Here is a 26058-nt window from a genome sequence, read left to right as displayed (position 1 = left end):
TCCCTACACCGCGCCTGCCTTCTGCGCGTACTCCCACGACGCCTTCGACAGCGGCACGGTGCGCTTGGCTGACTCCAGCGCCTTGGCATTGGCGGCGGTGCCGTCGCGGACGCGGCCGGCGATTCCTTGCGTGATGCCGGCGAGACGGAACAGATTGTACGAGAAGTACCAGTTGAGATCGGGCACCGTCATCTTCGTGACGTTGCAGTAAATCTGCGCCGCCTCGTCCAGGGTCGGGATGTTGAGCGCCTTGAGGTCGGCGCCCTCGAGGCCCGGCATGATCCATTGCATCAACAGGTAGGTGAAGTCGGCCATGGGATCGCCGAGCGTCGACAGCTCCCAGTCCAGCACCGCCTGCACGCGCGGTTCCGTCGCGTGGAAGATCATGTTGTCGAGGCGATAGTCACCGTGGACGATGGAGACGCGCGCCTGCTCCGGCACGGTCTTCGGCAGCCATTCGGCGACCTTCTCGAACTCCGGAATGTGCTGCGTCTCGGAGGCGCGATATTGCTTGGTCCAGCGGTCGATCTGGCGTGCAAAGTAGTTGCCGGGCTTGCCGAAATCGCCGAGGCCGATCGTGATAGGATCGAACATGTGGAGCTGCGCCAGCGTCTCGATCTTGCTGGTGAAAATCTTGCGCCGGTCGTCAGGCGCCTGGCTCGGCAGCGTCGGATCCCAGAACACGCGGCCCTCCTCCATCGACATGATGTAGAAGGCGGCACCGATGATGCTGTCGTCCTGGCACAGCGCATAGGCGCGCGCGACCGGAAAACCGTGCTTTCCAAGAGCGGCGATCACGCGATACTCGCGATCGACCGCATGTGCCGACGGCAGCAATTTGCCGAACGGCTTGCGGCGCATCACGTAGGAACGGTTCGGCGTGTTCAGGCGATAGGTCGGATTGGACTGGCCGCCCTTGAACTGGAGCACGACCAGCGGGCCTTCAAAGCCTTCGACGTTCTCGCGCATCCACGCCTCGAGCCGCAGTTCGTCGAAGCGATGACGCTCCTCGACCGGCTTGGTGCCCGAGAACTCCTCGTCTTTCCTGACGCCGTCAGCCACGTGACGCTCCCTCTTCAGTCCGAACATGATCCTAATCGGTAACCGCTGACGCACTTGCGTCAAGCGGTTACCGCAATTGGATCATGTCCTGTCGTTTCTTCAAGTCGGGAGCGCCGCAGGGCTCCCCCGCTTAGTGATTGGGAGAGTTGGCATACTTCCGAACCTCGAGCCTGGCAATGGCGCGGTTATGCACCTCGTCCGGACCGTCGGCGAGACGGAGCGTGCGGATGTGGGCGTAGTCCTTGGCAAGGCCGGCCTCGTCCGACACACCGGCGCCGCCAAACGCCTGGATCGCCTCGTCGATGATCTTCAGCGCCATGTTGGGCGCGGCGACCTTGATCATGGCGATCTCGGCCTGCGCGGTCTTGTTGCCGACCTTGTCCATCATGTCGGCCGCCTTGAGGCAGAGCAGACGCGTCATCTCGATGTTGGTACGGGCCTCGCCGATGCGCTGCTCCCACACGCTGTGCTCGACGATCTTCTTGCCGAAGGCGGTGCGCGAGGTGAGCCGTTTCACCATCTTCTCCAGCGCCTCCTCGGCCTTGCCGATGGTCCGCATGCAGTGATGGATGCGGCCCGGGCCGAGGCGGCCCTGCGCGATCTCGAAGCCGCGGCCTTCGCCGAGCAGGATGTTCTCCTTCGGCACCCGCACGTTCTCGAGCAGCACCTGGGCATGGCCGTGCGGCGCATCGTCGAAGCCAAACACGGGCAGCATCTTCTCGACCTTGATCCCTGATGTGTCGAGCGGAACCAGAATCTGCGACTGCTGCTGGTGCTTGGCCGCCTTGAAATCGGTCTTGCCCATCAGGATCGCGATCTTGCAGCGGGGATCACCAACGCCGGACGACCACCATTTGCGGCCGTTGATGACGTAGTGGTCGCCGTCCCGTTCGATGCGGGTCTCGATGTTGGTGGCGTCGGACGAGGCGACCGCCGGTTCCGTCATCAGGAAGGCGGAGCGGATCTCGCCGTCCATCAACGGGCGCAGCCATTTGCGCTTCTGCTCCTTGGTGCCGTAGCGCATGAACACTTCCATGTTGCCGGTATCAGGCGCGGAGCAGTTGAACACCTCCGAGGCCCAGGTGATGCGGCCCATCTCTTCGGACAAAAGCGCGTATTCGAGATTGGTCAATCCCGCACCGCGGAATTCATCATCTTCATGCTCGTTCGGCGGCATGAACATGTTCCAGAGGCCTTCGGCCTTCGCCTTCTTCTTGAGGTCTTCCAGGATCGGGATGACCTTCCAGCGGTCGCCGTTCTTGTCCTGCTGGTCGTAGATCGGCACCGCCGGACGCACGTGCTTGGCCATGAAGGACCGCACGCGATCGAGCCATTCCTTCTGCTTGGTGGACAGATCAAAATCCATGGGACGCTCCTCGTTTTCTCTCTCGCAAACCCTTTTGCGCCGGACTGTCCTCCCGCCGAACGCGGCCCGCAAGCGCGAAGCTGCGAGGCGCACCGGAACCCATCACAGTTGCGAATGAGTCCTGATTGCGGATTGACTTTCCCGGCCTTCAAACGATAGTTTCATACAACTGTTTGAATTGCAACTCCCCTCCCTGAGGGCTCCCATGGCCAGCGATCATACGAGGTCTGCCATTCTCGCCGCCGCAGAACGGCTCTATGCCGATCGCGGCTTTGGCGACGTGACGCTGCGCGACATCGTCGCGGAGGCGAATGTCAACCTGGCGGCGGTGAACTATCACTTCGGCTCGAAGGACGAGCTGATCGCAGAGCTGTTCGTCACACGCTCGATCGCCACCAACCGCGAGCGCCTGCGCGAGTTGAAGGCGGCGGAAGAGCAAGGCGGCGGCCGTGCGCCGATCGAGGTGATCTTGCGCGCACTTGTGGGACCGACGCTGCGCGGCTGCCTCGGCCCGGCGAACCAGCGCTCCACCGCGGCGCGCTTCATGATCCGCGCCTCGATCGAATCCGTGCCGCCGATCCGCCGCATCAAGAACCGCGAGATCGACCATTTGCGGAAATTCGCCGGCGCGATGCGCCGCGCCCTGCCCGAGCGCAGCGAGGTCGATATCTACTGGGGCCTCAACTTCGCGCTCGCGATGGCGCACCACACCATCCGCGAGAGCGAACGGCTGACGAAGCTGTCTGAAGGCAAATGCGACCTCGACGACGTCGAGGACGTGGTCGCGCGCGTGGTCAGCGTCGCGACGATGGCGCTGACCGCGGGAAAGGTCGACGCAAAGCCGCGAGCGCTGGCGCGGGATTCGCGCTGATCAATGAACATCGGTCGAAAGCCGAGCGAGTTAGTCCCGCTTGCGGCAAGACCTCCGAAGTCCGGGTAGCGGCGACGCGCCTATATCCGCTGCGGCATCTCCTCGGCCTCTTCCTTGGCGAGCAGCAGCAGCATCTCGATGCCCATCTCGCCTTCCTGCGGCGAGCGGATGAACTTTATTTCGTCGGCGCTCTGCCGCAGCGCAGCAATGATGGCGACGGCCTGATTGGCGGTGGCCGCCTCGGTCGCCAGAATGGCCTTCTGGTCCTTGGCCTGGAACCCGATCGTGTAGGACATTCACTTCCCTCCCGAACTCAAGTGGAGAGATCGAATCAGAGTCTCGCGCGAAGGGGAAGCCTGTGCGACTACGGACCGGGATTATTTGGGGATTGCGCGCAAGCTTCAGGCAAGCCCCGGCATCGCGCGTGGGTCCGCGGCCGTCGCAACGGTCGCCTCGCGTTCCCTCCGGCTAGATGATCCCCTGCTGCCTCAGCGTCTCGATCTTGCCGGCATCATAGCCGAGCTTGGCGCCTAGCACTTCTTCGGTATGTTCCCCCAGCAGCGGCGGGGCGCGGTAGGTCTCGATCGGCGTCTCCGAGAGGGTCAGCGCGTTGCGGACCAGCGAAAGATCGGGTTTGAAGGGGTGGTCGACCTTCACCCGCATGCCGCGCGACTGGACGTGCGGATCGGAAAACACCTGCTCGAAATTGTTGATCGGACCTGACGGCACGCCGGCCTCCTCCAGCTTTTCCAGCCAGTAGGCCACCGGCTTCTTCAGGAACAGGCCGGCGAAGATCGCCATGATCTCCTTGCCGTGCACGACGCGATCGTTGTTCTTGACGAAGCGCGGATCGTTCGCGAGCTCGGGCTCGCCGAGGACGGCGCAGGTGCGCTGAAACTGGCCGTCGTTCCCGACCACGAGCATCAATTCGCCGTCGGCGCAGCGGAACACGCCGGCCGGCATGCCGCCATTGCCCCAGGTGCCGCGGCGCGGAGGCGTCTTGCCGTTGACGAGATAGATCTGCAGCCAGTGCGACAAGGATGCGATGACGGTGTCGAACAGGCAGACGTCAATGTGCTGTCCCTGCCCGCCATTGGCATCACGATGGTAGAGCGCCGAGAGAATCCCGATCGAGGAGTTCATGCCGGTCATGTAGTCGACGATCGACGGGCCGACCTTCATCGGGCCCTCGCCCGGCTCGCCGTCGATATGGCCGGTGACGCTCATCAATCCGCCCATCGCCTGCAGGATAGCATCATAGCCGGCACGCGGCGCATACGGCCCGGTCTGGCCGAAGCCCGTCACCGAGCAATAGATGATGCCGGGATTGATCGCCTTGATGGTCTCGTAGTCGAGGCCGTAGCGCTTGAGATCGCCGACCTTGTAGTTCTCCATGAAGACGTCGGCGTCCTTGGCGAGCTCCCGGACGATCGCCTGCCCTTCCGGCTTGGCGATGTTGATGGTGACGGACTTCTTGTTGCGGTTGGCGCAGAGATAGAACGAATTGTTGTTGTTGGCCTTGCCCTCGGGGTCGGTCAGGTACGGGGGGCCGAAGGCGCGCGCATCGTCGCCGGTGCCCGGCCGCTCGATCTTGATCACCTCCGCGCCGAGATCGCCCAGCATCTGGGCCGACAGGGGCCCGGCCAGCACGCGGGTGAGGTCAAGGATCTTGATGCCTGAGAGCGGCAAGGCCGACATATCGATTTCCTCCGGGGAACTGATCTTGGCGCGGCGGCGAGATCGAAAGGCCGCGCTCCCTGCGGATACACTATTTTCGCCGCCTGAGCACTGCACTGACGGCATACGGCCATCTCCTGCCGGGCAGCGGCGCCAATTGCTGCCCGCAACTTTCCGCACCGCGAATTTCGCCTCGCGGCTCAGGTTGCGCCCGCCGCGACCACCCGCGGCCGGCGGCGGCCGAGCAGGGCCAGGATCAGCACCGCGGCGCAGGAGAAGACAAAGGTGAGACCGAGCGCACCGCGGCTGCCGAACTGGGTCAGCAGGCCGACGAGGAGCGGCGGCGAGACCGCCGATGCCAGATTGAGCGGCAGCGCGATCATCGACATGGCCTTGGCGAACTCGGCCTGGTCGTAGAACACGAGCGGGATGGTCGCCCGCGCCACCGCCATCGCGCCGCTGCCGGCACCATAGAGCAGGATGAACACCGCGACCGCCCAGGTGGCGCCCTCGCTCATCATCAGCAGCAGCATGGCGACCGGCAATGCGGTGCCCGCCACGAGCCCGGTCGTGATCCCGTCCCACCGCCCGCCACCGAGGAAATCCAGCCCGCGGGCGCTGACCTGGATCACGCCCAGCATCGAGCCGAAGGCGAGCGCCTGCGCCGGCGTCAGCCCCTCCGCCCGCAAGAGCTCGATCAGGACGGCGCTGATGCCGAAAGTGACGAAGGCGTTCAGCGTGATCGCGGCGACGACGAGCCCGAACGTGCTCCTCGGAATCGCAGGCGGCGGCGACCGCCTGGCCGGCTCGGCGCCATCGTCCTTCGCGACGATCCGGCGCGGCGCGAAGAACGCATAGAGCGGGAGGCTGACGACGAGCATCATCGCCGCGTAGACGAGGCACGTCCCCCGCCAGCCGAGGTGACCGCTCAGGAACGAGGTGGTCGGCCAGAAGATGCTGCTGGACAGGCCCGTCACCAGCATGAGCGCGCCGATCGCGCTCTTGGCCCGCCGCCCCGCGACCTCGTTCAGCATGATATAGGCGCCGGTCGACAGTGTGGCGCTGCCGGCTATGCCGAGCACGATCCACGCGGCAAAATAAAGCATCGGCTCGCGCGCGAGCGAGAGCAGCACGAAGCCCGGCGCAGTGACGATCGTACCGACCATCATGACCGTCCGCGCGCCATGCCGCGCAAAGGATTTGGCGAGCAACGGGCCACACAGCCCCATCGAGACGTAGAGAACGGATGTCCCGGCGAACACCGCCGGCAGGCTCATGCCGAGATCGGCCGCGAGATCGCGCCCGACGATGGCGGGAAGCCCGATCGTGCCCCATCCGACCAGCTGCGTGATGGCGAGCACCAGCAGGACGCCGATGAGCCTGCCGTCAGATTTCAAGAACCGCATTCCAAACGTCGCCTGCCTGCCGGGCGCAGATCGCGCCGGCTCACATCTCTTAGCTGCAGATCGCAGGATCGAGGAATGTAAGTTCCGAATGGTGAGAAGCCGCATTCGCAGAGCCGAAGAAGCCCCCGCCCGATTGACATGGACTATTCTCTGGTCCATTTTGTGGAAACTCCAAAAAGGACAATGAGATGCGAGTCTCCGTCACCGAGGCCAAGGGACAGTTGACCGATCTCGTCCGCCGTGCAGAAGCCGGCGACGAGGTGATCCTGACGCGACACGGACATCCTGCGGTGCGGCTCGTTCCGATCAAGCTTCCGCCGGACCTTACGACCCGCCGCGCGGTGCTCGAGGCTGCGCGCAAGAACGGCGCAGCCAAAGCCCTTCCCAGCCCGGATGCGGCCCGCAGTCAGGACTTTCTTTTCGGTGACGACGGACTGCCGGAATGATCGCGGTCGATACGTCGGCACTCATGGCAATCGTGCTCGACGAGCCCCAAGCCAATGCCTGCATCGCTGCCCTGGAGACGGCTGACGAAATCCTGATCTCGGCCGCCACCGCTGCCGAGAGCCTGATCGTCGCTGCGCGCCGCGGCGTGCACGAAGAGATGCAGAACCTGATCGCAAATCTCGGCTTCAACGTGATTTCGGTGACCCGAGCCTCCGCTGAGCGCGTAGCGCAGATCTACTCACGTTGGGGCCAAGGAAGCCATCCTGCCGGCCTCAACTTTGGCGATTGCTTCGCTTACGATGTCGCAAAGGAGAATGGCTGCGCGCTGCTCTATGTCGGCGATGACTTTGCACAGACTGATATTACCGCGGCGGTGTAAGTCGCGTGCGAAGCGCTGCGGTGTCTTGCGCGCCGGATTCAAAGAGCTGAGAGCTCGCCCGCCGCATCACGCGGTGTGGCCGGGATCGACCTGCTTCGGGGTCTTCTTGTCGCGCTGCGGGGTCATCCTGGCCGGATCAGGCGCACCGGGCACGCCGCGCGGACCGAGCTGCTCGCGCTGGATGTCGTCCTCGGAGCGGGGTGGCTCGACGCCGTTGGGCTCACGGGGCTTGGTCATCTCGGCCTCCTTCTCTCGGTTGCTCTACACACCGAGCGCGTTGTCGCCGGCTTCGCGGCCGGGCACGCTGACATGGACTTCATGTCCCTCGCGAAGGGCCAGGGACGCCGCGGCCACCGCCGACTCAAAGGCGGCTTCCTTGGTCGCGTATCGGCTCTTGACGTCGCCGTCATGCAGCACGCCCCATTCGTCCTGCACCGGTACGATGGCATATTGAGCAAGGCCCATTGTCGAACTCCTCCCGTTCTCGAAGTCTAATGTTGCGTCAGCTGCGGATGCGCTGCCGTCACCCGCCAGACCGTGTTGCCGCTGTCGTCTGCGACCAGAAGCGCGCCGGCCTTGTCGATGGCGACGCCGACGGGCCTGCCGCGCGCCTGGTTGTCGCCGTTGAGAAAGCCCGTGACGACGTCTTGCGCCGGACCGCTCGGCTTGCCGTCCGTGAACGGCACGAACACGACCTTGTAGCCGTTGAGCACATGCCTGTTCCAACTGCCGTGCTCGCCGACGAACGCGCCGCCGCGATAGGCGGCCGGCAGACCGGCGCCGGTGTTGAAGGCGAGCCCGAGCGGTGCGACATGCGAGCTCAGGGCATAGTCCGGCACGATCGCCTTGGCGACGAGATCCGGCCGCTCCGGCTTGACGCGGGGATCGACGTGCTGGCCGAAATAGCTGTAGGGCCAGCCGTAGAAGCCGCCGTCCTTCACCGAGGTCATGTAGTCGGGGACGAGATCGGGGCCGAGCTCGTCACGCTCGTTCACCACCGTCCACAGCGCGCCGGTCTGCGGCTCGAAGCTGAGGCCGTTCGGGTTGCGCAGACCGCTTGCGAACACGCGCCAGCGACCGCTGGCGCGATCGATCTCGAGGATCGCAGCGCGATTGTGCTCGGCCTCCATGCCGTTCTCGGTGATGTTGCTGTTGGAGCCGACGCCGGCATAGAGCTTCGAGCCGTCGGGGCTCGCCACCAGGCTCTTGGTCCAGTGATGGTTGATCGGTCCGCCCGGCAGCGGCGTCAGCACCGTGCCCGGCGCGGTGATCTTCGTATCCCCTTCCGTGTAGGGATATCGGACGATCGCGTCGGTGTTGGCGACATAGAGATCGTTGCCGACCAGCGCGACGCCGAACGGCGAATTGAGATGGTCGAGGAACACGCTTTGCGTCTCCGGCACGCCGTCGCCATTGCTGTCGCGCAGCAGCGTGATGCGATTGCTCGCACCGGTATCGCCGCCGGAGGTCGCCCAGGACTCGACGAAGCCCATCACGATCTCTTTTGGCCGCTTGATCGGGGCGCCCTTCGGCGCCTTGGATTCCACCACCAGCACGTCGCCATTGGGCAGCACGTAGAGCGAGCGCGGATGCTGCAAGCCCGTGGCGAAAGCCTTGGCCTGCAAACCTTGCGCGACGGTCGGCGTCTCGTCTTTCTTCCAGCCGACGATGCGGGCGATATGGATCGGCGGCAGCAAATATTGCTGGATGTCGGGGAGTGTCGGGTTGGCGCCGACTTGCGCCCTGGGATCGCCGCTGCCGTCATTGCAGCCGGCCAGAAACAGCAGCGACGAGCACAACAGCGCGTGGGTGAACAAGTGCTTCATCGCGCAACTCCCACGCCGTGGCGATAGACCATGGCCCAGCCGAGCCAGCCCGTGATCGGCAGGATCAGCACGGTGATCGCGGACAGAACGAGCCCGCTCGGCCACACCGAGGTCCAGGCATCGCGCGTGTGGATCATCGTGTTGAAGATCGCCAGGATCAGCACCACCGCATTGCCGATCAAATGCGGCCAGGCCGGCGCCTGCGCCCGCACCAGCCGGTTACCGAGGAAATCGGTCAGGCCCGCGATGGCCGCCAGCACGCCGAAGATGACGCCGACGAGCAGAAGCCAGGCCGAAAAATCCGCCCACATGATCTCGGCGCTGACGACATAGGCGATGTCAGTCAGCAGCGCCCCGACAAAACACGCGATCGGGATCGGCACCAGCATCGGATGAATGGGATGACCCGCGATCTGCGCGATGCTGCGCACGCGCACGTCTTCTTGCACGATTGGCCTCGTGTGACTTTTGGCCCCTGCCCGTGCGGCCAACTCAGGCCCGCGATGAAGGTTCCTACCGTTGTGCAGCAAGCCTTGCGCCGACCTCACACGCCGCCCATGCGCGAAGCGAGGCCATGGCTCACCCGCCCATCTCCGACGGGAACAACGGCCGGGCCAAATCTTCACGGTAATCGCGAGCTTAGAGCCCCAGGGCGCAGCCGATCGCTCCGCGCCAATGCGGCCCCGAGGCATCCAGCTGCTAAACCATCATGCACAATTCAGTGATGGCACCTACGTCCGCAAGCTGTGCTTGTTCAGAACCTTGACCGTGCTGGCCCGTGGTCCTTTCTCTCCGAGATCCTCAACAAAGCTGACACGCGAGCCGACGGCGATGCTCGCGCGCCCCTCCACAACGCTGTTACGATTGAAATAGACCTCTCGGCCGTCGGTCCCTTCCAGACAGCCGAACTCGCGGCTGGGATCGATACGCACGACGGTTCCAACAGGCTCTCCTGCGTGGAGCTTGGTCTGGCCATGCATCACACGCACTTGGTCTTGCAGCTGCCGCCGCGCGCGCTTGAATGCATCGTCCACCGCAAAGGTCAGATCGGCGTACCGCTCGTCCTGCTTGGGCGTCCGCCCGACATTGACTTCGCGCCCTTCGGGAAGGCACAGGCGAATGCTCACCTGGTATTGACCGCCCGTCTTGTGACGATCGGCAGGGCCTCTCACGATGATGCGGCCCGCGGTCGCTCGACCGTAGCGCTTTTCCAGCTCAGCGATGTGCCGGTCGATCGCAGCTTGCAGCGTCGGGGACGCCGTCACGTGCTCGAACTCGATTTGAGCCGGAGTTTGCATGGTCGCGCTCCTCCTATCGGACGGACATTCTGAGCACACGATGCGCCCAAAACTTTGCGCGAGATCAACCCGATCCGATTGGCAATCCGCCGTGGGAACCTTGCGGCACGTCAAAGCAGGCCAGCCCGAGCCCGCGAATAATGAACCATCTGTCGCTGGTCCGGGAGCAACATCATGAGCATGTCCACGGGTGTGACTGCGTTGGATCATTCGGTCCAGGAAATAAATGTCTGGCTCAAGGCCATCGACGAGCAGCTGGCCCTGGAGAACCGCCACCAGGCCTACAGTGCATTGCGAGCCGTTCTGCATGCGTTGCGCGATCGGTTGCCGCCGGAGGTGGTCGTCAAGCTCGGGGCTCAGCTGCCGATCATGGTGCGAGGGATCTACTACGAGGGCTGGCGATTGGCGGCAACGCCGACCAAGGAACGGCATATCGAGGAATTTGCGGCACATGTCGCCAAGGAGCTTCCGCCGCAGTTCCCGCTCACTGCGCTCGGCGCAGCCCGCGGTGTTTACGCAGTGCTGTGGGAAAAGCTGGATCCCGGCGAATTCGAGAAGTTGATGGCCCATCTTCCGGCGGCGCTCAGAAATCTACAGGGCTGACCAGACCGAGGCGCGGTGCATGAAACGCGATCAATCGCTCGACGTTCTCATGCCACCGCTGTGGTTGGCAGGAACGCTGACTGCGCACGGCAGCGGCCGCAGCCGATTCAGCACCCGGAGTATCGCGGTCGCGCGGGGACTGAACGCACGCGGCCTCCCGACGTACGCTGGCGATCAACCCCTGCGGAATGCCCAAAAACCCGAGGAACGCTCGCATGACGAACATCATGGTGGCAACCGACGGATCGAGCGGCGCATGCCGAGCGATCGACGTGGCGGCAGAGCTTGCCAGAGCGTTGGCATGCGATCTCCTGATCGTCACGGTTGCCGATCGACTTCTGGGAGAAGAGGTTCGGCAACTTCCGCACGGCGGAGCCACCGCCGGTGACCTGTTGGAAGCCTTGACAGGGCAGACCCTCAAGGCCGCGCAAGCCCGTGCGCGCGAAGCAGGTCCCATCCACATTGACGTTCGGACATGTTGGGGTGACATCACCCAATCCCTGATCGATCTCGCGGCCCAGACGTCGACCAAAATGATCGTCGTGGGACGGCGCGGACGCGGCCAGCTAGCCGGCTTGCTGCTCGGCAGCGTCTCGCAAAAGCTCGTCAGCCTCGCTCCTTGCGCTGTGGTCGTCGTACCCTAGAGCGGGACCGGCCGCAACCGTCGATGGGAGGACGCAGCACTAACGGACGGCGCCCCGGATCCATGCTATCGGAAATGATGAGAGCGTTGATTATGGTTTTTCTTTTGGCCGGTTGGCCGGCGGCGGCATAAAGCAACAAAGAGGAGCTCTCTCGGAATCAGATCAACGCCACAGCAGCGCTGCCGAACACGTCCCTATTCGCGTCGACCAGTCGACTTGGCCTCCCGAGCCAAGCGCTCCGCCTTCAAGCGCTCGCGGTTGTCTTGAAACGACTGTTGCGCGATTTCATAGTCACTCGGCCGTTTCGTCTTCGTCGTGTCGACCTGCTTGAACAGCTTGTCGGCCTCGCGCTTGGCACGAGCCGTGCGATTGTCATTCGTCCTCATTTTGTTGTCCTTCGATTGAGCGGCGCCTGCCGGTCACTTTGCCTGATTGTCTGAGGCGAATAGCGCTTGCAAGCGCTTGATCGATCGTCGTGGCTGGCCACCACAGTGCTCGCGCTCATGGCATCTTCGGGCGCTGCTGCTCGCAAGCGGGTCCAAGTCAACTCATCATTCGACCATGAGTTCCCTACCTCCAGACGATCCCGGATCGAACAAGAATTAGTTTGGAACATCGGACCTCTTGCCCCATATTTTCAGGTATCATCGACATCAGCCAACCAGGGCGTCGGTGGCTGAGAGACCACGCGCGCTCCCGCCTGCAGAGGGTGCGCTTTGATGACCCGGTACTACTTCGACATTAGAGACGGCCAGGATCTCTATCCCGACGAAGAGGGCCTTGATCTCGCCGATCAGAAGGCGGCCGAGATCGAAGCTGCAAGAGCGTTAGGCGATCTGGCCAAGGACCTTCCCCCACTCGATGAGCGCCAGCACATGGCGATCGAGGTTCGAACGATGAGCGGACCAATCTTCCAGGCCGCCTTTGTATTTGAGATTGCCCGGCCGAAGCAATAGGCCGGGTGTCTTTGAGATGGCGCTCGTCTTGCGATCCGCCTGCCGTCTCTACCCCAGCGAGGGACGGAGACAGCGAAGTGCGCGGCGGCTTCGATCTTTGCGCTATCGCATCGCGAATAGTTCCTGATGGAACATCTCGCCGACAGGAAAGCCGTGCATGGCGAAGTCTCGCCTGAGCGCTTCACCGAAAGCGGTCGGGCCACAAAACCAGATGCTCGCCGTGCGCCATTCCGGCGCCGCTTCGCGAATGCGCTCGCCACTCAGTCGTCCATCACGGGCGTCGACAAGAACGTGCAGGCGTACATCAGCCGAGTGCGCATCTGCTGCAAGCTTTCCCAGCGCCTCCTCGTCGACATCAGCCGTGGTGTGAAAGAGGTGAACCGTCGGCGCAATGGTGCAAGCGGGAGTCCCCGTCTGCATGGCCAGCTCCTTCATGCGGGCGACGAAAGGCGTGATGCCAATGCCGCCGCCGATCCAGATCTGGTGCGCGCAATCGTCGTCGAAAGTGAAGCAACCATAGGGCCCTTCCACCTTTACCTCCTGCCCGACGCGGAGCTTCTCCCGCAGCCGGCTGGTGTGGTCGCCCAGTTCCTTGGTGATGAAGGTGATCCTGGGGTTTTCAGCGCTCCAGCCGGACGCGATCGTGTAGGGATGGGCGCCCTCCGAGGTGTCCGACGTGGCGAAGGCAAACTGGCCCGGTCTGTGTCCCGGCCAGCCGTACGGCAACTCGATTTCGGTCTCGATTGCTCTGACGCCGGGATAGTATTTCAGAGAGGTGATCCTGCCACTGACCTGCCGCCCAGCGCCCACGCGTCGCAGGAGCGCAAGAACGGCCGCCCATGTGCCGCAGGCGAGCAGCCCGCCCATGATCCAGCCGAGCGGGGACATCCAGTAGCTGAACTTCATCAGAGTGACGGCATGAAAGACCAGCACGAGGTACGCAAGGGCGATAAGCCGATGCGTCTTGTAGAACAGCCGGTAGGGAAACGACTGAACGAGTGCCAGAACGATCAGCACCACAGTCCCATAGAACGCCCATTCGCCGAGCCCCTCCACCAATCCGCGCAGGCTGGCAAAGAAGGCTTCAATGGGATTCTCGATGACGGGCCTCGCCCCACGCTCCGGTCGCGCCAGCAGACCCCAGCCGACGGCCCATTTCGGGCCATCGGCCCATAGCCAATGAACAATGGCCGTCACAAGGGCGGCGATGCCGAGCCATTTGTGCAAGCGGTACATCTTGTCGAGGCCGCCGAGCCACGCCTCCGGCCAGCGCGGTCGCAGTGCGAGGATCATCGCCATGCTCATGCAACCGATTGCCAGGACGCCGCTTAACTGCACCATCCTCTCGCGAAGCGGGAAAAAGGGACCGGTCCCAAATGGACGGGGTTCCGCAACCAGCCAAAGCAGGACGAGAACCGCCAGACTACCCCAAAATGCCCGCTTTGGATTTTGCATGTGGGCCCTGTCTCATGCCGACATCGGCGTGACCGATCGCAAGGCACAATGCAGCCGATCGAGCCGTGTCGCATTGAGCTCACTCAATGCGACACACATCAGAAGCCACAAAGGCAGTTATGGGAGGCCAGCTTCTCCTGTCTGGCAACCCTTCCATCGTTGATCCACGTCAAGACAAATGGATCGAACTGCGGGCAGGCTTTGATAGGTGTTTCGCTCAACCGGAGCACCGCGATGAGAATGCTGCTCGTCTGAGCTACAGTTGCGGCTTGCACCACAACTTCAGCATTTGGTCAGACCTGTCCTGTCGCCGCGCTATGCACGCAAGATATCCAAGGGCCGGAGCAGATGGGGAGCCAAGTTCCGGCCAGCCACTGAGGCTCCGGATGCGCTGCCGATGTCTCGACGAACTGGCGATCGGATATGGAAGTCGATTGCCGCAGGTATTGCCGGCAGTATTGCCCATTCGCTGCTGATGTATCTCAAATCTCGCGCAGGGCTGCTTCCATCGTTTCAGCCCTACGACAATCTCCAGGCAACGCTCAGTCATTTGGTTGGGAGCGCCGTCGATCCGATGGTGCCGTGGGCGCTATCATTCCTGAACGGTTCCACACTGGTCGGGCTTGTTTTCGGATACTCTTATCAGCGGTTACCCGGCAAGACCGGGGTGACGAAGGGGGCTGTGTTCGGAGTCTTCGGATGGATCATCATGGGGCTGGCATTCTTCCCGATCATCGGCCTCGGCTTCTTTGCCCTCGATGCAGGGCTCGGCATTTCGCCGGCATTGTTCTCTCTGATGATGCTGCTCAGCTACAGCATCGTCATGGGCATTGTCTACAATGCGCTCTACGCCAGGGACGGAAAGACCGGCAAGGACCGGCTGCAGCATTGGTGAGATCGCCGGTACACTTCCCATATCTGAGCGACAGGAGGAGCAAGGGATTCCTCCAGATCATCCTTGGCCCGCCCGCATATCGAGCTGTCGCCTATGCCGCCACGGCTTCGTAGATATCCTCCTCCTGAGCCGTGTGCATGCGCACCAACGTTTCAATCGCCTCGATGACCCGCTGAGCGTCCCGGACCAGATAGCGGTCGATCTTCTCAGACGGAATGTCCTCGACGATCCGAGCGAGCAGCCGGGCGAGGTGCAGGATCTCACGATGCGCGCGGCTCATGGCGGACAGGCCATGGCGGTCGCGCAGAACCTCCGCAAGCTTTGGATAGACGCTGTCCTCATCCTTGCGCTCGTGCATCACGACGCTAGTCTGAACCAGGCGGTGGGCTTCCCCGATCAACGCCGCGGCGGATTCGGGCGTCACGTCGTCCAGCGCGTCGACGATCGCGCGCAGGCGGTCGAGATCCTTGAAGAGGGCCTGATGATCGTGATGCAAGGACAAGCCTTGCTCTGTCGTGATGCGCGGGCCGCCCCTGACCAGGGCCGGAGTGAGCGCCCGCAGCGCATTCAGAATGACCGCAACATCGATCACCTCCTGGACGATCGCCGCGGGCACGGGATCGAGCCAGCCAAGCGTGGCGGCGACCATTGCCGCCAGTGACAGCCCCATGCCGACGACAATGCTCTGCACGGCGATACGCCGTGCCCGCTGTGCAATTACGATCGCCTCCCCAACCCGATCGAGCCGGTCCGCCAGAATCACCACGTCTGCAGCCTCGGACGAGGCGCTCGCGCCGCGAGCGCCGAGCGCGACCCCGATGTCGGCCACGGCCAGCGCCGGGGCATCATTGATGCCGTCGCCGACCATGATGGTCGGATGCTGACGCTGTTCGGTACGCACCGCCTCGACCTTGTCCGAAGGAACGCGGTCGGCCAGCACGGCATCGAGATCGAGCGCCGCACCGATTGCCTGCGCCGCTGCGGCGCGATCGCCGGTGACCATCACCATCCGCACAATGCCGGCATCGCGCAGCAGCCGGATCGCGCGTGGCGTATCGGGCCGCAGCTCGTCGGCCAGCAGCAGTGCGCCGATTGAACGCCCATCAACAGCAACGAATACGATCAACGCCGAACGCCACGAGGCGCGCCGGATGGCGCGCAGTTCCCACGGCGATAGCTCGGCATGCGAGAGAAGCATCTCTCGCGAACCGGCGGTGACCCGGCGTCCATCGATCAGGCCGCTCAGGCCAGACCCCATGGTCTCCTTGACATGTTCCGGCGGCCTCAGCTTGAGACCGCGATCGACGGCGGCAGCAACAACCGCCTTCGCGAGCACATGATGCGAGGCTTGCTCGAGCGATGCGCCAAGCGTCAGGACCTCGTCCGCGTCCTGCCCCGGCGCGACCTCGACGGAGAGCAACCGCGCCCCTCCCACGGTCAGGGTGCCGGTCTTGTCGAGCAGGACGGTGTGCGCGCGCGCCAGCGCCTCCAGCGCCGCTCCGCCCTTGACCAGGATGCCACGGCGGGCCGCCTGCGCCACGCCGGCAATGAAGGCGACCGGTGCGGCCAGGATCAGTGGACAAGGTGTCGCCGCCACCAACACGGCAAGGCTACGGGTCAGATCGCCGGAGATGCGCCACGCCACGAAGGCCATGACGAGCGTCACCGGCAGAAAGACCAGCGCATAGCGGTCGGCCATTCGCACGAAGGGAGCCTTCGCCGTCTGGGCCGCCGTCACCATGCGCACGATGCCGGCATAGGTGCTCTCGCCAGCCGGCGCGGTCACGGTCAACTCGAAGGTCTCACCCGCATTCAGTGAGCCCGAAAGCACTGCGCTGCCGCGTGTCTTCTCGACCGGAATGGGTTCGCCTGTGACCGCGGACTCGTCGATCGTGGCCGAGACCGAGCCCACGATACCGTCGACAGGCACAATCTCGCCTGCCCGCACCAGGAGCTGTTCGCCGACTGCGACTTCCTCGATCGGCACGTCCCCGATCCGCTCGTCGTTCTTGCGATGAGCGTGCCGCGGTGCCCGATCGACCAGGGACCGCAGGTCGCGCTCCGCCCGCGCGATCGCGATGTCCTCCAGCACATTTCCGCCGGAATACATCAGCGCAACGACGGCGCCGGCAAGCGGCTGGCCCAGTGCCAGCGCCGCACTCATCGACAGCAGCGCAATCGCGTCCACGCCCAGACGGCCACCCAGCAGATCCCTGACGATCGAGACCGCCAGCCCGCCGATCACGGGCGCAGTGCCGAGCGCCCATGCGAGATCGGCCAGATCGAGGCGGCCGGCGGCTCGCGCAAGAATACCCGCGGCCAATCCGGCGATTGCAACCGCAACCAGGGTCCATCGCAAGACCCGCTCAAACGACATGGTTTGGTCCCACAGCTAATGGAACGTTACTCTCTCCCGAAACCAGCACCGTTGTTTGAGAAGGATCAACCGCAGAGATGAAGAAACACCAATTCGCAAGCGCTCTTTTAGAGCGATCAGTGCAAGGCTGGCCGCAACTGGCGTATGCGGGGCGACAACGAGAATCTCTCCCCCTCATGGACCGCGACGTCTCGGGTCCCATCCACTGCGCCCGAACGAAATCCCGTGCGGCGGCAACATTCTCAGCCACGATCAACGAGATCGCTGGCTTGCGACATGGTTGCGGCCGTCAGATTGAGCGAAATCAAGTGGCCTGGCGGCGGCTTCGTCGATAGTTCCAGCCGCTGGTCCTTGCATGAGATAACTCAAAGTGGATACCGTGCCGGGATCTCCTGTCGCATCTCCGGCACGCTCGCGGCGGATGCATGCGATGCTGCCGTTCATTGCTGTCGTCGTCGGCCTCACTTTTCACGAGCCAGCGGGCGTGGCACTTGATCTATTGCTGCCGGCGGTGACCATGACGTTGATACGAATCCGGCGGGATTGGGCAGCAGTCGCGATCGAAGCACCGCCACAGGCACAAGAACGTGACGCCGTGCAGTACACATGATGGATTTTCTGAAGCCGAGCCTGAGCCCCGACGTCATCGCCATCATCGTCGCGCTCGGCATCGGGCTCCTGATCGGTCTCGAGCGAGAACGCCGCAAGGGCGAGGGACCGGGGCGCTCGCCTGCCGGGCTGCGTACCTTTGCCGCGGCATCCCTTGCCGGCGCCGTCAGCGTCATGGTCGGCGGCAAGGGCCTGCTGGCGCTCGTGACCGCGGGGATCGTGGCCATGACCGCGATCGCCTATCTCCGGTCCAGGAGCGACGATCCCGGCTTGACTTCGGAGATCGCACTCATCCTGACGGTTCTGCTTGGCGGACTGGCCACCCAGCGTCCGCTTTTGGCCGCGGGCGTTGCCGTCATTCTGGCCATTCTGCTTGCAGGCCGTGCGGCATTGCACGACTTCGTCCGGAAGGTGCTCAGCGAAGGCGAGGTCAAGGACGGCCTGATCTTTGCCGCCGCCACGCTCGTTGTCCTCCCCTTGCTTCCGGATCGGCCGGTCGGCCCCTATGGCGCGCTCAATCCACGCGCGATCTGGATCATCGTCATTCTGGTGATGGCCATCGGTGCCGCCGGGCATGTTGCAATACGCCTGCTCGGCGCAAGAGGCGGTCTCGCCATTTCAGGCTTCGCCTCGGGCTTTGTCTCCAGCACGGCCACGATCGGAGCGATGGGGGCGCGGGGTCGCAAGGCACCGGAGCTGCTTGGCGCCGCTACCGCCGGCGCAACGCTTTCGACCGTCGCAACGATCGTTCAGCTCGTCGCGGTGCTCGCAGCGACAAATCTCGCTACGTTGCAGAGTCTGACGATTCCGCTCCTCTGTGCCGGTGCCGCGGCAGGTCTCTATGGCGCGATCTTCACGGTGAAGGGCATGCGAGAGACGAGCGCCGCCGAGCTCCAGCTCGGACGTGCTTTCAGCCTGCCGTCGGCCTTGTTGCTCGCCTTGACGCTCTCCGGCGTCCTCGTGCTCGCTGCCGGCCTGCGGGACGCGTTTGGGGAAATCGGCCTGCTGGTCAGCGCGGCCGTAGCCGGGCTCGCAGATACGCATTCGCCGGCCGTCGCCACAGCCACCCTCGCCGCCTCAGGAAAGATCAGCTCCGCCGACGCTGTGACTCCGATTCTGGCGGCGCTGTCGACAAATACGCTCAGCAAGATCGTCGTTGGCTGGGTCAGCGGCGGACGCTCCTTCGCGCTGCGGCTGATCCCCGGCCTGCTGCTGGTCATCGCGGCCGCATGGGCCGGTGCAGTCGGTCCTGATGTCGCTCACCAAATGTTTCGGAGATAGCCGGGAAGAGGCGCAGGTCTGATGCCGAAAGGCGATTTGATGCATGAAGTTGGACTGACAACCGCGACCGCGCATTCGTTGCCGGCGAGCGAGATCCTTCGCGCGCTTCAAGTCGAGCCCGAGCAAGGCCTCGCGGAACATGAGGCGACGGCGCGCCGCATCCGCTTCGGTACGAACGCGATCGTTGCAAGGAAGCCGATCGGCGCCCTGACCATACTTCTTCACCAGCTGCAGACCCCGGTGGTCTACCTGCTGGCGGCAGCCGCTGCGCTCGCCTTCTGGTTCGTCGAACTCGCGGAAGGCGTGGCGATCGTCGCGGTTCTCGTCCTCAATACCCTCATCGGTTTCCTGACCGAAATCAGGGCAGCACGATCGATCGAGGCGTTGCGCGCGCTTGGCCGGACATCGGCTCGCGTGCGACGCGACGGTCACGCGCGCGTGCTCCCGGCTGAGGACCTCGTACCCGGCGACATGCTCCTCGTCGAGGCAGGCGATGCGATCTCGGCTGACCTGCGCATCGTGGAAGCCTCGCGGCTTGCGGCCGACGAGTCGACCCTGACGGGCGAGTCGGTGCCGGTCGACAAGTCGCCCGAGCCGGCCGCCGAAGATGCGCGGATCGCCGAGCGCACATCGATGCTGTTCAAGGGCACGGCCGTGACGCGCGGCAGCGGTCTTGGCGTCGTCGTCGCGACGGGGGCCCGGACCGAACTCGGCCGGATCTCTCACCTCGTCGAAGAAGCGGAGCCCGAGAGCTCACCGGTTGAACGCAGGCTCGCACGGTTGTCCGGGCAGCTCGTTTGGGCGGTCGGGCTTCTGACCGTCGTGATCGCGGCGGTTGGAATGGCGAAGGGAGAAGATGCTTTCCTGGTTGTGGAATCGTCGATCGCGCTCGCGGTGGCCGCCATTCCCGAGGGCCTGCCGATTGTGGCCACGCTCGCGCTCGCCCGCGGGATGTGGCGCATGGCCCGCCAGAATGCGCTGCTGGAGCGGCTCTCCGCGGTCGAGACATTGGGCGCGACCACGGTGATCCTGACCGACAAGACCGGCACGCTCACCGAGAACCGGATGGCCGTGCGGCGGTTGTGGGTGGAATCCGGCGAAGTCGAAAAGGCCGGCGCGGAGGAGCTTGCCGGCGATGCGCTGCTCCAGCGGCTGCTGCATACAATGGTACTTTGCAACGAGGCCTCGCTTGGCCATGGGGGGGTAGCCCATAGCGGTGATCCCATGGAAGTGGCGCTGCTGCAGGCTGGCCGGGCGGCAGGTTTGAATCGCCGCGAGCTGCTGCGCGGCTTTCCGATCGCGGCCAAGCACGCTTTCGACAACGAAAGCAAGATGATGGCGACCGTGCACCAGCATGGCGACGCGTATTTCTATGCCGTGAAGGGTGCACCGGAGCATGTGCTCGCCGCGTGCACCGGCATGCTCACCGAGAACGGCGAGACGACACTGGACGAAGCCGCGCGCCGTCTATGGAGCGGGCGGATTGCCGAGCTCGGACAGCACGGCCTGCGCGTGCTCGCCTGCGCGACCAAACTGGCGACATCCGCAGATGCTCAGCCCTATGGCGAGCTGGTATTCGTGGGCCTCGTCGGCCTGGAAGACCCTGCGCGCGCCGACGTTCCGCAGGCGATCCGCGATTGCCGTCATGCCGGCATCCGCGTCGTCATGGTGACCGGCGATCATGCCGTCACGGCCCGCAGCATAGGCCGTGCGATCGGGCTCGAGGCTGACCATGTGGCGGAAGGCCGCCATGTCGAGCATCTCATCGAAAAGCATCCGCAGGAGCTGAAGCGCGTTGGCATCTTCGCCCGCGTCAGCCCGGCGGAGAAACTTGCGATCGTACGCGCGTATCAGGCGTCCGGTGAAATCGTCGCGATGACCGGGGATGGCGTGAACGATGCACCGGCGTTGAAGCAGGCCGACATCGGCGTGGCCATGGGCCTGCGCGGAACGGACGTCGCGCGCCAGGCGGCGGCGATGATCCTGCTCGACGACGCCTTTCCGACGATCGTCAAGGCGGTTCGGGAAGGCAGAGTCATTTTCGGCAACATCCGTCGGGCCGCCGCTTACCTTCTGTCCTGCAACATCAGCGAGGTCCTGGTTGTTGGGATCGCGATCGCGGCGGCACTGCCCCTGCCGATCCTGCCGCTGCAGATCCTGTACCTGAATCTCGTGACCGACGTATTCCCCGCTTTCGCACTGGCAATGGGCGAGGGAGAACGCGATATTCTCGAGCGGCCGCCGCGCCGTCCGAAGGAGCCGATCCTCGGTCGCCGGCAATGGACAGCGATCGTGCTGCAGAGCATTCCGCTGGCCGGCGGAACTTTCGCGGCGCTTGGGCTGGCGCTTTCGGCCGGCTGGACCGGCGAGGCAGTGGTCACCACCACATTCCTGACGATCGCATTCGCGCAACTCTGGCACGTCTTCGACATGCGCAGCAGCCGCTCCGGCGTCGTCGCCAACGAGGTCACGCGCAATCCATGGATCTGGGCTGCCGTCGGCCTCTGCGGCGCTCTGCTCGCGGTTCCTCCCTACTGGCCGCTGATGGCGGAGGTGTTGCACGTCACCTCCCCGACGGCGGCGATGTGGGCCGTCATCATGGGCTGCAGCCTGGCGCCATCGCTGCTCATTCAGGTCGGCCGCGCCATCATCGCGCTTGCCAATCGAGATCACAAGATCGCCGCCGCCAGTCGCGCGTAAGCTGATGGAAACGCAAGCGGATGATTCTAGAGACGGAGGGCTAGAATTTCAAACGGAACCGCTGTTGACGATCCAAATGCGGTGAACTGAACCAATTCGTCATCGACCGAAACAACAGCCTCGAAAATATTCACATTTCCCCCCAAAGAGGAGGAGCAGGCCTGAAGAATGCGATCACCAGCTTTTAGACCCGGGGCGCTAACGGTGCCCGCAGAGGCCAAGCCGGTGACATTGACGAGTATGTAGCCTGAAATTTGAGCCACGTCTGGACCTCTTGTTTCGGTTGCGGTGCAAGTCACTACAACCTTTCGGGTGACGTCTCATCCGGGTCCGAAATCACGCCCACTAGCCGATGTAGCGGGCGGACTCGTCGCGGCCCATGCCCGCGGCCTTCAATCACCGCTGATGTCCCAATCCGATCCCCAACACGATGGCCTTCTGACGGAGCGCGCCCTCGGTTCGCTTCATCTCCTTCGCAATCTTCGCGACGGGGGTCCGATCCTTCGAATGCTTCTTTAGTGCTCGCAGTTCAGCAGGTGTCCACTCGCGGCGGATTGCTTTTTTCTTCTTGGCCAATTTGACGCTCCTTCGATGTTGATGGAGCGGTCTAACAACATGGTGCGGCGCGCGCAACAACGGATACGGCTTCACCGTCGCTCCGACGCAAGCGCTACTCAACGCCACCACCACGCTCTACATCAACGCGCAGGCCGGTTCACGCCGGCGGGGCCTTCATTGGGTCTTCGTACGAAATTCCAATTTCATCGCAGACCAGAGCGAAAGCAGTCTTCGCTCTATCACTGTCAAAACAGAAACGCGTTCCGATGTCGGCGCGATCAGCATACCAATTCACATCGTTTGCTTTTGCGACACGAGACGCAGCTCCACGCAAACTATCCAGTTGGCGACCGGGGAGAGCCCGAACAATCAAGCAAGATTCGTATTTCATTCCTGTGCTCCTGTTAGGCAAAAGGCCGCAGCAAACGCTGCTGCGGCCTTCGGCCGGAGAAAATATGAACAGGTGAGATATGATCCAGCCCCGGCGATTGTGAGGTTGAGAGTAAAAGCGCCGCGAGGGCAACTCACATCGGGGCTCATCGTACACCAGCGGACCAACTATGCGGTGCTCTCCGGTACCATCGGACCTTTGATGGGAGCGGCCCCGGCTGGGGCAATTGAGGGGGCGTGATGCCGGGGCCGCAATTGCCGGCCACGGGGGGCGACCGGCGTGAAAATAATCGCCATGCTGCTCTGGTCGTTCCTCATAATGATGGTGCGCTAGCGCACCAAATGCTTCGATAGTATTTTTGGTACCCTGCCCTCTGGCGAGCAGGCGAACGATGAACTGGGGCCGCGTCATTTGGCAGGCTCATTCCGACAATTCGCAGCCTTTTTGCTTGTTGAGATCACTACAGATTTTGTTCCTGTCGGAATGATATTCGAGTTGGCTGTCACTGGCGGCAAGATACTCGGACTGCCCCCTGGCTCGACAGTCACCACACCTCAGCTTTTCGATTTCAGAAGTGAGCGCTCGAGCTAGCCGGCGCTCGATCGATTTGCTGCGCGGTCGCGCCGCTTCGCAAATTCCGTCCAATGACAACCGACGTCATCTAACGTGGGTCAGTCCAGCCCCTCACGAAGACCACAGGGCGTGCTTCCCGGGGCGGTTCACGTGAAGGCTTGGCCAATCTCCTGAATCTGGTCCGACATGAGACAGCTTCCCCAGTTTGCCGCTTCAGAATTCTCGCCTTCAGACGTTCGAAGACATTCTCCGCTTCGCGAACTCGACGAACCAGGGCACGCAATCCGCGTTGGCCATCGCATCGAGCTTGAATAGTTGCTCGGGCGCCGTGCCCATCAGCAGTTTCTTCACAGGCAATTCCATCTTCTTACCGGACAGCGTGCGCGGAATGGCACTCACTTGAATGATCTCGTTAGGCACATGGCGGGCTGAGAGCGCCGTCTTGATGGCCTCGCGAAGGCGCTTTTCGAGTGCCGGATCGAGGGTCAGACCCTCTCGCAACACCACGAAGAGTGGCATGTAACTTTCGCGGCCCAGGTATTCGAGGTCGACCACCAGACTGTCGAGAACTTCGGGTTGCGTTTCGGCAGCGCGATAGAGCTCAGAGGTGCCCATACGAATACCATGGCGGTTGATCGTGGCGTCGCTTCGGCCGTAGATGATCGCGCCACCGCTCGGCGTGATGCGAATCCAATCACCGTGACGCCAAACCCCAGGGTACATATCGAAATAGCTCTCGTTGTAGCGCTTGTTGTCAGGGTCATTCCAGAAGTAGAGCGGCATCGACGGCATGGGCTTGGTGCAAACGAGTTCACCGACTTCATCAGTCAGCGGTTTTCCGTTTTCGTTCCACGCCTCGATTGCCGCACCAAGACAACGGCACTGCATCTCGCCTTCCAGGACCGGCAGCGTCGGCAGGCCCGCAATGAAAGCACCGGCGAAATCGGTGCCCCCCGATACGACCGACAGCCAGATGTCCTTTCCTTCAACCTTAGGTACGTGGTCGTAGGCCCAGCGGTAACATTCGATGGCAAGCGGAGAGCCTGTGGCTCCCAGGGCACGCAGGTGCGCAAGCTTGAGGATCTCCTTCGGCTTCACCTCGGCTTTGAGGCAGTTGGAGAAAAAGGCACTGCCCGCGCCGAAGAAGGTCGCCCTGGCTTCGTCGACGAAACGCCACAGCGTGGACCAGTCGGCATTCCCGCTCTTTCCGGCCGGGCTGCCGTCGTAGATGCAGATCGTCGTCCCGAGCAACAGACCCGCCACCTGAGAGTTCCACATGATCCAACCCGTGGCGCTGTACCAGTGGTAGCGATCGCCCGTGTCGACCGTGGCGCCCAGATTCGTGTGCAAGCCGAGCATCTTGATCGCCTCAAGCACCACACCGCCGTGGCCATGCACGATGGGCTTCGGCAGGCCGGTCGTGCCGCTGGAATAGACGACCCACAGCGGGTGGTGGAAGGCGACCCACTTGGGCTCCAGGTTCGCTTCGTCGGCGGTCAACTGATCGAAGTCGTGCGACTGCCGGGACGCGGAGGCCAGGCGCCCCGGCTCGGCGTTCGCATCGAGACTTCGCCACAGTACCACATGCTGTACGCTCGGCAGTTCGCCAAGCAGATTCTCTAGCACCGGCAGGCGGTCGTATGCCGTGCCGCCGTACACATAGCCATCGCAAGCGATCAGGATTTTGGGCGCAATTTGGCGGAAGCGATCGAGCACCGCGATGGCACCCATGTCGGGAGAGCACACTGACCACACAGCCCCGAGGCTCGCCACCGCGAGAAAAGCCACAGCGGTCTGCGGCGTGTTTGGTAGGACGGCGACTACCCGGTCGCCAGCTTCGACGCCGAGGCGCTGCAGATGCGCCGCGAGCGACGCCACCTGACGACGCAGCTCGGGCCAGCTCACCTCCTGCAGCTCGCCGTGCTCACGCATACGCTCGTTTTGGAACACGATCGCCGGGTGGCCAGCGGCATGCGCTGCGTCGGCATGGCGAAACACCTGCTGCACATAGTTGAGCTGCGCCCCGGGAAACCACTGCGCTCCGGGCATCTTTTCTTCCACCAACACGGCGCTGTGCGGCGTGGGGGACTGAATGTCAAAATAGTGCCAAACAGACGACCAGAAGGCATCGAGCTCGTTCACGGACCATCGCCACAGCGCATCATAGCCTTCGGTCGTTCTCGGATCGAAGTGCAGCCCGTGCTCTCGCTCGAGCCAACGAGTGTAGCGGGTGATCTGCGGTTCGGGCAAAGCAGTCATTTCAGAGATCCCTCAGCGTCAACGTGTCAAGCGGGCTTCGCACAAGGCGTCCGGCGATATCACGCGGCGGAAAACCCCGGTTGCCTCGATGAGGCGACTCTCGGATGCGAACACTCGCCGAGACCGGCACAAGCAGCATCGGCGAAGAGTCTTGGTAGCGCTCCGCTGTTTGCGGAGCCCCTAGGCTAAGCCACTCGATCCGGGCCGAAGGCCCTCGCGCCGCGACCTTGATGCGTCGCCGGAGTATCAGGCGACCAGTTCATTTGCTTTCTTGTGCACGGCGGGCGGCGCGCTCAGCCGCTTGCGCTCCGAAAATGGCGATCATCTGCGGGTCGTGTCCCCGGGAGTGGTGTAGCTCGGTAGAGCAAAGCCGCCCGGACGCGCGCCCCCAAATAGCGCCGTAGCGGGCGGGCGGCTTTGCGGTG

General features: G+C 63.5%; 27 protein-coding genes. 10 read left to right on the top strand and 17 right to left on the bottom strand.

The annotated features are described in order from the left end of the window. Positions 1-3: 3 nt before the first annotated feature. Positions 4-1062 (bottom strand): phosphotransferase family protein, encoded by a 1059-nt coding sequence (locus EDE08_RS04180; RefSeq protein WP_131867516.1) that lies wholly within the window; start codon positions 1060-1062, stop codon positions 4-6. A 130-nt stretch (positions 1063-1192) separates the two neighbouring features. Next, positions 1193-2428 carry an acyl-CoA dehydrogenase family protein gene (locus tag EDE08_RS04175; protein ID WP_131867514.1) on the bottom strand — a complete coding sequence of 412 codons (1236 nt, stop codon included), beginning with the start codon at positions 2426-2428 and terminating at the stop codon, positions 1193-1195. A 205-nt stretch (positions 2429-2633) separates the two neighbouring features. Between EDE08_RS04175 and EDE08_RS04170 the strand changes: the two genes are divergently transcribed. Then, entirely contained in the window at positions 2634-3299 is a 666-nt protein-coding gene (locus EDE08_RS04170; RefSeq protein ID WP_131867512.1) for a TetR/AcrR family transcriptional regulator, read from the top strand. A gap of 80 nt (positions 3300-3379) precedes the next feature. Here the strand turns inward: EDE08_RS04170 and EDE08_RS04165 are convergent, their stop codons facing one another. The 3 genes from EDE08_RS04165 to EDE08_RS04155 form a co-directional block, all read right to left on the bottom strand. After that, positions 3380-3595, bottom strand: a complete 216-nt coding sequence (locus tag EDE08_RS04165; RefSeq protein WP_131867510.1) for a hypothetical protein — start codon at positions 3593-3595, stop codon at positions 3380-3382. 172 nt (positions 3596-3767) lie between these two features. After that, positions 3768-4997 carry a CaiB/BaiF CoA transferase family protein gene (locus EDE08_RS04160; protein WP_131867508.1) on the bottom strand — a complete coding sequence of 410 codons (1230 nt, stop codon included), beginning with the start codon at positions 4995-4997 and terminating at the stop codon, positions 3768-3770. A gap of 179 nt (positions 4998-5176) precedes the next feature. Further along, entirely contained in the window at positions 5177-6382 is a 1206-nt protein-coding gene (locus EDE08_RS04155; protein ID WP_131867506.1) for an MFS transporter, read from the bottom strand. Positions 6383-6570: 188 nt separating this feature from the next. Here EDE08_RS04155 and EDE08_RS04150 point away from each other — a divergent pair, with 188 nt between their 5' ends. Both EDE08_RS04150 and EDE08_RS04145 read left to right on the top strand, forming a co-directional pair. After that, the gene (locus EDE08_RS04150) at positions 6571-6828 is read left to right on the top strand and encodes a type II toxin-antitoxin system Phd/YefM family antitoxin (protein WP_131867504.1); all 258 of its coding nucleotides are present in this window, start codon (positions 6571-6573) and stop codon (positions 6826-6828) included. Then, complete coding sequence (locus EDE08_RS04145) at positions 6825-7208, top strand: type II toxin-antitoxin system VapC family toxin (protein WP_131867502.1); 384 nt, start codon at positions 6825-6827, stop codon at positions 7206-7208. Before EDE08_RS04150 ends, EDE08_RS04145 begins: the two co-directional genes overlap by 4 nt. 66 nt (positions 7209-7274) lie before the next feature. Here the strand turns inward: EDE08_RS04145 and EDE08_RS38215 are convergent, their stop codons facing one another. From EDE08_RS38215 to EDE08_RS04125, 5 genes are all read right to left on the bottom strand, one after another. Further along, positions 7275-7445 carry a hypothetical protein gene (locus EDE08_RS38215; RefSeq protein ID WP_165935777.1) on the bottom strand — a complete coding sequence of 57 codons (171 nt, stop codon included), beginning with the start codon at positions 7443-7445 and terminating at the stop codon, positions 7275-7277. 24 nt (positions 7446-7469) lie between these two features. Further along, a complete protein-coding gene (locus tag EDE08_RS04140) occupies positions 7470-7673 on the bottom strand; it encodes a hypothetical protein (RefSeq protein WP_061030115.1) in 204 nt (67 codons plus the stop codon). Between the two features lie 26 nt (positions 7674-7699). Next, positions 7700-9034, bottom strand: a complete 1335-nt coding sequence (locus EDE08_RS04135; protein WP_131867500.1) for a PQQ-dependent sugar dehydrogenase — start codon at positions 9032-9034, stop codon at positions 7700-7702. Next, positions 9031-9483 (bottom strand): DUF2231 domain-containing protein, encoded by a 453-nt coding sequence (locus EDE08_RS04130; protein ID WP_131867498.1) that lies wholly within the window; start codon positions 9481-9483, stop codon positions 9031-9033. The genes EDE08_RS04135 and EDE08_RS04130 overlap by 4 nt, the downstream gene beginning before the upstream one ends. Before the next feature lie 282 nt (positions 9484-9765). Then, positions 9766-10332, bottom strand: a complete 567-nt coding sequence (locus EDE08_RS04125) for an HPF/RaiA family ribosome-associated protein (protein WP_131867496.1) — start codon at positions 10330-10332, stop codon at positions 9766-9768. 174 nt (positions 10333-10506) lie between these two features. Here EDE08_RS04125 and EDE08_RS04120 point away from each other — a divergent pair, with 174 nt between their 5' ends. After that, positions 10507-10935, top strand: a complete 429-nt coding sequence (locus EDE08_RS04120) for a DUF2267 domain-containing protein (protein WP_245524695.1) — start codon at positions 10507-10509, stop codon at positions 10933-10935. A gap of 215 nt (positions 10936-11150) precedes the next feature. Further along, on the top strand, positions 11151-11579 hold the full coding sequence (locus EDE08_RS04115; RefSeq protein WP_035674991.1) for a universal stress protein: 429 nt from the start codon (positions 11151-11153) through the stop codon (positions 11577-11579). Between the two features lie 194 nt (positions 11580-11773). Here the strand turns inward: EDE08_RS04115 and EDE08_RS04110 are convergent, their stop codons facing one another. Continuing rightward, on the bottom strand, positions 11774-11965 hold the full coding sequence (locus EDE08_RS04110) for a hypothetical protein (protein ID WP_131867494.1): 192 nt from the start codon (positions 11963-11965) through the stop codon (positions 11774-11776). A 333-nt stretch (positions 11966-12298) separates the two neighbouring features. Between EDE08_RS04110 and EDE08_RS04105 the strand changes: the two genes are divergently transcribed. Further along, on the top strand, positions 12299-12535 hold the full coding sequence (locus EDE08_RS04105; protein ID WP_131867492.1) for a DUF6894 family protein: 237 nt from the start codon (positions 12299-12301) through the stop codon (positions 12533-12535). Between the two features lie 102 nt (positions 12536-12637). Here EDE08_RS04105 and EDE08_RS04100 read toward each other — a convergent pair whose 3' ends face one another. Then, on the bottom strand, positions 12638-13990 hold the full coding sequence (locus EDE08_RS04100; RefSeq protein ID WP_131867490.1) for a ferredoxin reductase family protein: 1353 nt from the start codon (positions 13988-13990) through the stop codon (positions 12638-12640). A 262-nt stretch (positions 13991-14252) separates the two neighbouring features. Here EDE08_RS04100 and EDE08_RS04095 point away from each other — a divergent pair, with 262 nt between their 5' ends. Next, positions 14253-14885, top strand: coding sequence for a DUF6789 family protein (locus EDE08_RS04095; protein ID WP_245524694.1), 633 nt, complete (start codon positions 14253-14255; stop codon positions 14883-14885). Positions 14886-14976: 91 nt separating this feature from the next. Here EDE08_RS04095 and EDE08_RS04090 read toward each other — a convergent pair whose 3' ends face one another. Next, positions 14977-17262 carry a heavy metal translocating P-type ATPase gene (locus tag EDE08_RS04090; protein ID WP_131867488.1) on the bottom strand — a complete coding sequence of 762 codons (2286 nt, stop codon included), beginning with the start codon at positions 17260-17262 and terminating at the stop codon, positions 14977-14979. Positions 17263-17692: 430 nt separating this feature from the next. Here EDE08_RS04090 and EDE08_RS04085 point away from each other — a divergent pair, with 430 nt between their 5' ends. Genes EDE08_RS04085 through EDE08_RS04075 form a run of 3 tightly spaced genes read left to right on the top strand, consistent with a single transcriptional unit; the run spans position 17693 to position 21852 of the window. Next, complete coding sequence (locus tag EDE08_RS04085) at positions 17693-17872, top strand: hypothetical protein (protein WP_131867486.1); 180 nt, start codon at positions 17693-17695, stop codon at positions 17870-17872. Next, entirely contained in the window at positions 17869-19152 is a 1284-nt protein-coding gene (locus EDE08_RS04080) for an MgtC/SapB family protein (protein ID WP_207912902.1), read from the top strand. The genes EDE08_RS04085 and EDE08_RS04080 overlap by 4 nt, the downstream gene beginning before the upstream one ends. Before the next feature lie 39 nt (positions 19153-19191). After that, a complete protein-coding gene (locus tag EDE08_RS04075) occupies positions 19192-21852 on the top strand; it encodes a cation-translocating P-type ATPase (protein WP_207912903.1) in 2661 nt (886 codons plus the stop codon). Positions 21853-21878: 26 nt separating this feature from the next. Here EDE08_RS04075 and EDE08_RS04070 read toward each other — a convergent pair whose 3' ends face one another. From EDE08_RS04070 to EDE08_RS04055, 4 genes are all read right to left on the bottom strand, one after another. Further along, a complete protein-coding gene (locus EDE08_RS04070) occupies positions 21879-22115 on the bottom strand; it encodes a hypothetical protein (protein ID WP_131867482.1) in 237 nt (78 codons plus the stop codon). Between the two features lie 133 nt (positions 22116-22248). Next, positions 22249-22428 carry a hypothetical protein gene (locus EDE08_RS04065; RefSeq protein WP_207912905.1) on the bottom strand — a complete coding sequence of 60 codons (180 nt, stop codon included), beginning with the start codon at positions 22426-22428 and terminating at the stop codon, positions 22249-22251. Positions 22429-22567: 139 nt separating this feature from the next. Further along, positions 22568-22801, bottom strand: coding sequence for a hypothetical protein (locus EDE08_RS04060; protein WP_131867480.1), 234 nt, complete (start codon positions 22799-22801; stop codon positions 22568-22570). A gap of 801 nt (positions 22802-23602) precedes the next feature. Then, positions 23603-25633 carry an acetoacetate--CoA ligase gene (locus EDE08_RS04055; RefSeq protein WP_131867478.1) on the bottom strand — a complete coding sequence of 677 codons (2031 nt, stop codon included), beginning with the start codon at positions 25631-25633 and terminating at the stop codon, positions 23603-23605. Positions 25634-26058: the final 425 nt, after the last annotated feature.

The sequence above is a fragment of the Bradyrhizobium sp. R2.2-H genome (genome assembly GCF_004346455.1).
Classification (GTDB): Bacteria; Pseudomonadota; Alphaproteobacteria; order Rhizobiales; family Xanthobacteraceae; genus Bradyrhizobium; species Bradyrhizobium diversitatis.
Note: the sequence above shows the minus strand (reverse complement) of the source record. Positions and strands in the feature narration are given on the sequence as shown.

Excerpts from the sequence above, each read along its gene's own strand:
- EDE08_RS04175 (WP_131867514.1), bottom strand. The coding sequence starts at position 2,428 with ATGGATTTTGATCTGTCCACCAAGCAGAAGGAATGGCTCGATCGCGTG.
- EDE08_RS04170 (WP_131867512.1), top strand. The coding sequence starts at position 2,634 with ATGGCCAGCGATCATACGAGGTCTGCCATTCTCGCCGCCGCAGAACGG.
- EDE08_RS04165 (WP_131867510.1), bottom strand. The coding sequence starts at position 3,595 with ATGTCCTACACGATCGGGTTCCAGGCCAAGGACCAGAAGGCCATTCTG.
- EDE08_RS04160 (WP_131867508.1), bottom strand. The coding sequence starts at position 4,997 with ATGTCGGCCTTGCCGCTCTCAGGCATCAAGATCCTTGACCTCACCCGC.
- EDE08_RS04155 (WP_131867506.1), bottom strand. The coding sequence starts at position 6,382 with ATGCGGTTCTTGAAATCTGACGGCAGGCTCATCGGCGTCCTGCTGGTG.
- EDE08_RS04150 (WP_131867504.1), top strand. The coding sequence starts at position 6,571 with ATGCGAGTCTCCGTCACCGAGGCCAAGGGACAGTTGACCGATCTCGTC.
- EDE08_RS04145 (WP_131867502.1), top strand. The coding sequence starts at position 6,825 with ATGATCGCGGTCGATACGTCGGCACTCATGGCAATCGTGCTCGACGAG.
- EDE08_RS38215 (WP_165935777.1), bottom strand. The coding sequence starts at position 7,445 with ATGACCAAGCCCCGTGAGCCCAACGGCGTCGAGCCACCCCGCTCCGAG.
- EDE08_RS04140 (WP_061030115.1), bottom strand. The coding sequence starts at position 7,673 with ATGGGCCTTGCTCAATATGCCATCGTACCGGTGCAGGACGAATGGGGC.
- EDE08_RS04135 (WP_131867500.1), bottom strand. The coding sequence starts at position 9,034 with ATGAAGCACTTGTTCACCCACGCGCTGTTGTGCTCGTCGCTGCTGTTT.
- EDE08_RS04125 (WP_131867496.1), bottom strand. The coding sequence starts at position 10,332 with ATGCAAACTCCGGCTCAAATCGAGTTCGAGCACGTGACGGCGTCCCCG.
- EDE08_RS04120 (WP_245524695.1), top strand. The coding sequence starts at position 10,507 with ATGAGCATGTCCACGGGTGTGACTGCGTTGGATCATTCGGTCCAGGAA.
- EDE08_RS04115 (WP_035674991.1), top strand. The coding sequence starts at position 11,151 with ATGACGAACATCATGGTGGCAACCGACGGATCGAGCGGCGCATGCCGA.
- EDE08_RS04110 (WP_131867494.1), bottom strand. The coding sequence starts at position 11,965 with ATGAGGACGAATGACAATCGCACGGCTCGTGCCAAGCGCGAGGCCGAC.
- EDE08_RS04105 (WP_131867492.1), top strand. The coding sequence starts at position 12,299 with ATGACCCGGTACTACTTCGACATTAGAGACGGCCAGGATCTCTATCCC.
- EDE08_RS04100 (WP_131867490.1), bottom strand. The coding sequence starts at position 13,990 with ATGCAAAATCCAAAGCGGGCATTTTGGGGTAGTCTGGCGGTTCTCGTC.
- EDE08_RS04090 (WP_131867488.1), bottom strand. The coding sequence starts at position 17,262 with ATGTCGTTTGAGCGGGTCTTGCGATGGACCCTGGTTGCGGTTGCAATC.
- EDE08_RS04085 (WP_131867486.1), top strand. The coding sequence starts at position 17,693 with ATGCTGCCGTTCATTGCTGTCGTCGTCGGCCTCACTTTTCACGAGCCA.
- EDE08_RS04080 (WP_207912902.1), top strand. The coding sequence starts at position 17,869 with ATGATGGATTTTCTGAAGCCGAGCCTGAGCCCCGACGTCATCGCCATC.
- EDE08_RS04075 (WP_207912903.1), top strand. The coding sequence starts at position 19,192 with ATGCATGAAGTTGGACTGACAACCGCGACCGCGCATTCGTTGCCGGCG.
- EDE08_RS04060 (WP_131867480.1), bottom strand. The coding sequence starts at position 22,801 with ATGAAATACGAATCTTGCTTGATTGTTCGGGCTCTCCCCGGTCGCCAA.
- EDE08_RS04055 (WP_131867478.1), bottom strand. The coding sequence starts at position 25,633 with ATGACTGCTTTGCCCGAACCGCAGATCACCCGCTACACTCGTTGGCTC.